The organism is Anaerotruncus sp. 1XD42-93, assembly GCF_009917605.1.
Taxonomy (GTDB): domain Bacteria; phylum Bacillota; class Clostridia; order Oscillospirales; family Ruminococcaceae; genus Anaerotruncus.
The window spans coordinates 1-5,359 of sequence record NZ_QZEG01000100.1 but is presented as its reverse complement, the minus strand read 5'-3'; the positions used below and the strand labels follow the sequence as shown (position 1 = coordinate 5,359).

The following is a 5,359-nucleotide window of genomic DNA, read 5'->3' as shown; positions in this document are numbered from 1 at the left end:
TTCTTGACTGGAAAGCACTTCCATGGTAGAATAAGGACAAGGTGCTGCCACAACGGTTGCAGGCGGTTGGCTCCCTTGAAGAAAGGGGGAGATGCTTATGGTTACATATTCGGAACTGTTCCAGTTCTGTCTGGTAATTCTAGGCGTTGTTGCTCTTGTATTAGACGCAACAAAAAAGAAATAACCGCCACCCTAGCAAAGTAATGCGGTTATTTCCGTTAACTTAGAGGGGCTGACCGTCTGCCGGCAGCACCTTTCTTTATCTTTATTATATCCCGCAATCCGGGCGCTGTCAAGCGCCTTTTTCTTGACTGGAAAGCATCTCCATGGTAGAATAAGGACAAGGTGCTGCTACATACGGTTGCAGGCGGTTGGCCCCCTTGAAGAAAGGGGGAGATGCTTATGGTTACATATTCGGAACTGTTCCAGTTCTGCTTAGTAATTCTAGGCGTTGTTGCTCTTGTATTAGACGCAACAAAAAAGAAATAACCGCCACCCTAGCAAAGTGATGCGGTTATTTCCGTTAACTTAGAGGGGCTGACCGTCTGCCGGCAGCACCTTTCTTTATCTTCATTATATACTGCAATCCGGGCGCTGTCAAGCGCCTTTTTCTTGACTGGAGAGCATCTCCATGGTAGAATAAGGACAAGGTGCTGCTACATACGGTTGCAGGCGGTTGGCCCCCTTGAAGAAAGGGGGAGATGCTTATGGTTACATATTCGGAACTGTTCCAGTTCTGCTTAGTAATTCTAGGCGTTGTTGCTCTTGTATTAGACGCGACAAAAAAGAAATAACCGCCACCCTTCCAAAGTGATGCGGTTATTTCTGCATTAACCAAGGGGCTGACCGTCTGCCGGTAGCACCTTTCTTTATCTTCATTATATACTGTAATCCGGACGCTGTCAAGTGTCCTTTTTTGTTTTGGAGCAAGATACGATCATTCGGAAGTTTTCGCAAGATTGGTTTGGTTTTACTGGAATTTCTCCAAACTCCTTTTCGTATATAGCCACCCGTTTTTTGAGATACTGTTCGATTTCCCTATTCTGACGGAAATATCAAAACCAGGAGGGAAATTCCCTCCTGGTTCTGACTGGCAACCACTTTCATGATAGAAACGGATAAAAGGCAGAAACCTTAACCCGTTAGGGCTGGCCGCTTGCCGCGCTTCGGCGCTAGCCGAGAAGACCCGAGGAAGGCGCAAGCGCCTATCCGTTTGGTCTGGGGCCAAACGGATGCTGCCACAAAACCCCTCTACACTGTGCCCGATCGGGCCGAGCCAGCCAGCTTGCCGGGGGAGTTCTCACAAGAGGGGGGCACTGCCGCCCCTCTTGTGGGGTGCGCCGAGCGGCTGTCGCGGCATTAGCCGCGCTTCGCGCCTGCGCGAGAAAGCCGCGAGTGGGGGCGTTTTGGTCTGGAACCCAAAACGCCGCGCACCTTTGAGGAAGGCGCCCTGCGCCTGGACGTTTGGTCTGGGACCCAAACTTCCGTTGTCTATCTGTCCCACTTGTCGCAGAGCGACTGGATCTGGCTGGTGAACCGGGCGAGGTCCTTGTTGGCGCCGCCCTTGTTGTGTTCGATGACCACCATAAGCCGTTTTCCGGCGGCGAGCAGACGCGCAAATGCGGCAGAAACCGGACGCAGCGTCCCGGTCTTTCTGGCCTGCGGGCGCACGCCTTTTTCGACCATGATGTTGGCAGCAAGGTCGTAGCGCTCGCCGTACTCGGGGGCGGAAACCGGTATCCCGTACCGGGATTCGAGCAGCGCGGCAAACTCGTCGCAGACGGTGCGGTCCCCGTGGACTACGAAGATCCGGCGGGGCCTGGGGGAGAAGGCGTCCAGCCAGCGGAGCAGCCCGGCCTGGTCGGCGTGGCCGCTCACCCCTTGCAGCGCCACGATTTCCGCCCGCACGTCGATCGTCTCCCCGAACAGCTTGATGTTGGGTGCGCCCTCGAGGATCGCGCGGCCGGTGGTGCCCACCGCCTGGTATCCCACGAATACCACGGTGGATTCCTCCCGCCAGAGGTTGTGCTTGAGGTGGTGCTTGATCCGCCCGGCCTCGCACATCCCCGACGCCGAGATGATCACCTTGGGGCGGTTGTCGAAGTTGATCGCGCGGGATTCGTCGCTCGTGACCGCGAGGTTCAGCCCGTAGAAGGTGATCGGGTTGATCCCGTGGTTGACCAGCTCGAGCGCTTCCTCGTCGAAACAGTCGAGCCGGTTCTCATTGAAGATGTTGGTGGCCTCGATGGCGAGCGGGCTGTCCACATAGACCGGGAAATCCCGGTGGCCCTGCACCAGCCCGCGCGCCTTGATTTCCCGCAGGAAATAGAGCATCTCCTGGGTGCGCCCCACCGCGAACGACGGGATGACCACATTGCCGCCGCGGTCGAGGGTGCGCTGGATGATCTGCGCCAGGCTTTCGCTGTAGTCGGGCGGCGGGTTGTGCAGGCGGTTCCCGTAGGTCGATTCTACCACCACATAGTCCGCCTCCTCGAGGAAGGCCGGGTCTTTGATGAGCGGCTGGTTGATATTGCCGATGTCCCCCGAGAACGCCAGCTTGGAGGTTTCGCCCGCCTCGTCGATCCACACCTCGATCGACGACGACCCCAGCAGGTGCCCCACGTCGATGAACCGCACTTCGATTCCTTCGCAGAGCTGGAACCGTTTGCCATAGCTGCATGGGACCAGATTGCGGATCGCATTTTCCGCGTCCTCCATCGTATAAAGCGGTTCGTACGGCTCCTGCCCCGACCGCTTGCCCTTGCGGTTGCGCCACTCGGCTTCGAATTCCTGGATGTGCGCCGAGTCCCGCAGCATGATTTCACACAGGTCACAGGTCGCGTCGGTCGCGTAGATCTGCCCCCGGAACCCCTGCTTGCTCAACAGCGGCAGGTGTCCCGAATGGTCAATGTGTGCGTGGGTCAGCAGCACATAGTCGATCTGCGCCGGGGTGAACCGCGGTTCCGGCGGCTCGATCTCGTCCCCGCCCTGCCGCATCCCGCAGTCGATCAGGATGTGCTTTCCACACGCTTGCAGATAATGACAGCTCCCCGTCACCTCATGGGCTGCCCCTAAAAATGATAACTGCATACATTCACTCCCTTTTCTGGCAGCGTCTGTCCGGCTCCCGGCAAAAACACCCTCACGCGAGGCTTCCCCACACAGGCGCGAAACGCCGGATGCCGCGGGTGGCTGTGTCCTGTGTTGCCGGAGCCGGACCTTTTTGGATGTGGTGCGCTCTTTGTCTATATTGTAGCATATTTCGCCGCTTTTTCAAAGGAAAATTTGGGGGATTGTGCAGCGGTGCAGCGCGTCACCTCTTAAAAAGGGGAGAAACCAGGAGGGGAAAGATTCCCTCCTGGTTATTGACTGGAAAGCGTTCCCATGATAGAATAAGGACAAGGTGCCGCCACAACGGTTGCAGGTGGTTGGCCCCCTTGAAGAAAGGGGGAGATGCTTATGGTTACATATGCGGAACTGTTCCAGTTCTGTCTGGTAATTCTGGGCGTTGTTGCTCTTGTATTAGATGCAACAAAAAGAAATAACCGCCACCCTAGCCAAGTGCTGCGGTTATTTCCGTAAATCTTAAAGGGGGCTGACCGTCTGACGGCAACACCTTCTTTTGTCTTTATGATACTCTGTAATATGGGCGCTGTCAAGAGAATGGGTGGGTTGCGATTGGGAAGGAGCCTTTGCAAAGGAGCGGAAATGAAACGTTTTTTCGGGTGGTGGATGGCTGTTTGTGTGGTGCTGGCGGGGTGCTGCGGCTGCGGGCGGCAGGGCCTGCCTGTGCCCGAATTCCCGCTGGAGGCTGGTGTGGTCGAGGCCGCGCTGGAGCGGGCTGGGCTTCCGTGGACAATCGCGGCCGAGGAATCCTGGGCCGAGGGGCAGACCGTTTACACCCTGCACGACCCGGAAGGAAGGATGGTTGCGATCGTCTCGAGTACGGGGGAGCCGCAGGGGCGGATGCTCCGGCTCTCCTTCCTGCCCTCCGAAAATGACCCGTATGGGGTGAGCGTTTCGCTGCCCGCGCAGGACTGGGAAAAGGCGGTTATCTTTGCAACGCTTCTCTATGGCGGCTTCGCGGAGGAACGGGAGGTCTATGACGCGTTCCTCGCAACCCGCAATGAAAAGAGCGCCGCTGTGCAGCAGGGGGAACCGCCGTCCGGCGCGCGCAAAACCTATGAAGCGGTTACCGAATGGAAAAGCGAAATCAGGGGAACCGGCTGTGCTGTACGCATCGGGCAGCCGCGCGCCGATGCGCCGGAATCGGATTTGCTGCTGATTTTGTTCTGTCCCGCTGACCAATGAAAAAGGAGGGAAGTTTTCCCCTCCTTTTTATTTTGGCCGATCAACCCCCGTCGGAATCTCCCCAAATTTTTTTGGTAGGCGGGAGCCTTTTTTAGGGGGCTTTTTCTCTTGCAAAAAGCCCCCTCTTGCCGCCCTTTGGGCGGCAATTCACCCGACTGCCGCCGCAGCGGCGTGCATAGGCCAACCGGCGCGAAGCGCCGGCTCTTAGGCCGGAGCAAAAAGCGCTTCTCAGGCGGGCGCGCGGCGCGCCCAGGCAGGCGTTCCGCTTGCTGCGGCAAGCGGCGGGGGCTCTGCCCCTCGGCCCCGCGATTTTTCGAGAAAAATCGAGTAAAGCTTTTGGTTTGGGTTATTGGTGGGTGGTTTTCCAATGCTTGCGATAGGCGTAAAGCTCATAAGCGATCATGCAGAGCCAGCCGCAGGCCACCCCGGCGGCTGCGCCGGTGACGCCGAGCGGCGGGACCAGCAGCCAGGTGATGGCGACACGCACCGGAATCTGCACGAGGGTTGCATAAAGGGTGACCTGGAGTTTTCCCAACCCGCGGAACAGGCCCTGGAACGAATTGCAGACGCCGGTACAGATGTAAAACAGCGCCATCAGGATCGACGCGCCCATCGAAATCCCCACGATCAGAAAGATCAGGATGTTCATAACCGGCCCCGCCGCGCCCACTGCCGCCAGCGCCTGTTTTCCGTCCATCCGCCCCACTACCAGCGAGTCTACCGTGTTGTAAAGCTGCTGGAACAGGTTCCCGAACAGCAGCGGCACCGCGTAGGCCAGCATGTGCCGCGGGATGCTGCCGGTGGTCATGTCTCGTGTCATCGGAACCAGACCTTTCTGGATGTTGTACGTCTTTTGTCTGTATTGTAGCATATTTCGCCGCTTTTTCCAAGGAAAATTTGGAGGATTGTGCAACAGTGCAGCGCGTTGCCTCTTAAAAAGGGGAGAACCCAGGAGGGGGAAGATTCCCTCTTGGTGATTGACTGGAAACCAGTCCCATGATAAAATGAGTGCGGGCGCTGCAACAACGGCAGGCGGTCAGCCACACCA

3 protein-coding genes are annotated in these 5,359 nt (G+C 57.5%); 1 reads left to right on the top strand and 2 read right to left on the bottom strand.

Annotated elements, in window-relative coordinates; genetic code table 11:
• Positions 1 to 1,491 precede the first annotated feature (1,491 nt).
• Positions 1,492 to 3,090 (bottom strand): MBL fold metallo-hydrolase, encoded by a 1,599-nt coding sequence (locus tag D5269_RS16695; protein WP_120487051.1) that lies wholly within the window; start codon positions 3,088 to 3,090, stop codon positions 1,492 to 1,494.
• Between the two features lie 618 nt (positions 3,091 to 3,708).
• On the opposite strand from D5269_RS16695, the gene D5269_RS16690 reads away from it, so the two are divergent.
• On the top strand, positions 3,709 to 4,311 hold the full coding sequence (locus D5269_RS16690) for a hypothetical protein (protein WP_120487050.1): 603 nt from the start codon (positions 3,709 to 3,711) through the stop codon (positions 4,309 to 4,311).
• A gap of 346 nt (positions 4,312 to 4,657) precedes the next feature.
• Here the strand turns inward: D5269_RS16690 and D5269_RS16685 are convergent, their stop codons facing one another.
• Positions 4,658 to 5,182, bottom strand: a complete 525-nt coding sequence (locus D5269_RS16685) for an MATE family efflux transporter (protein ID WP_243126937.1) — start codon at positions 5,180 to 5,182, stop codon at positions 4,658 to 4,660.
• Between the last annotated feature and the right edge of the window lie 177 nt (positions 5,183 to 5,359).

Excerpts from the sequence above, each read along its gene's own strand:
- D5269_RS16695 (WP_120487051.1), bottom strand. The coding sequence starts at position 3,090 with ATGCAGTTATCATTTTTAGGGGCAGCCCATGAGGTGACGGGGAGCTGT.
- D5269_RS16690 (WP_120487050.1), top strand. The coding sequence starts at position 3,709 with ATGAAACGTTTTTTCGGGTGGTGGATGGCTGTTTGTGTGGTGCTGGCG.
- D5269_RS16685 (WP_243126937.1), bottom strand. The coding sequence starts at position 5,182 with ATGCTACAATACAGACAAAAGACGTACAACATCCAGAAAGGTCTGGTT.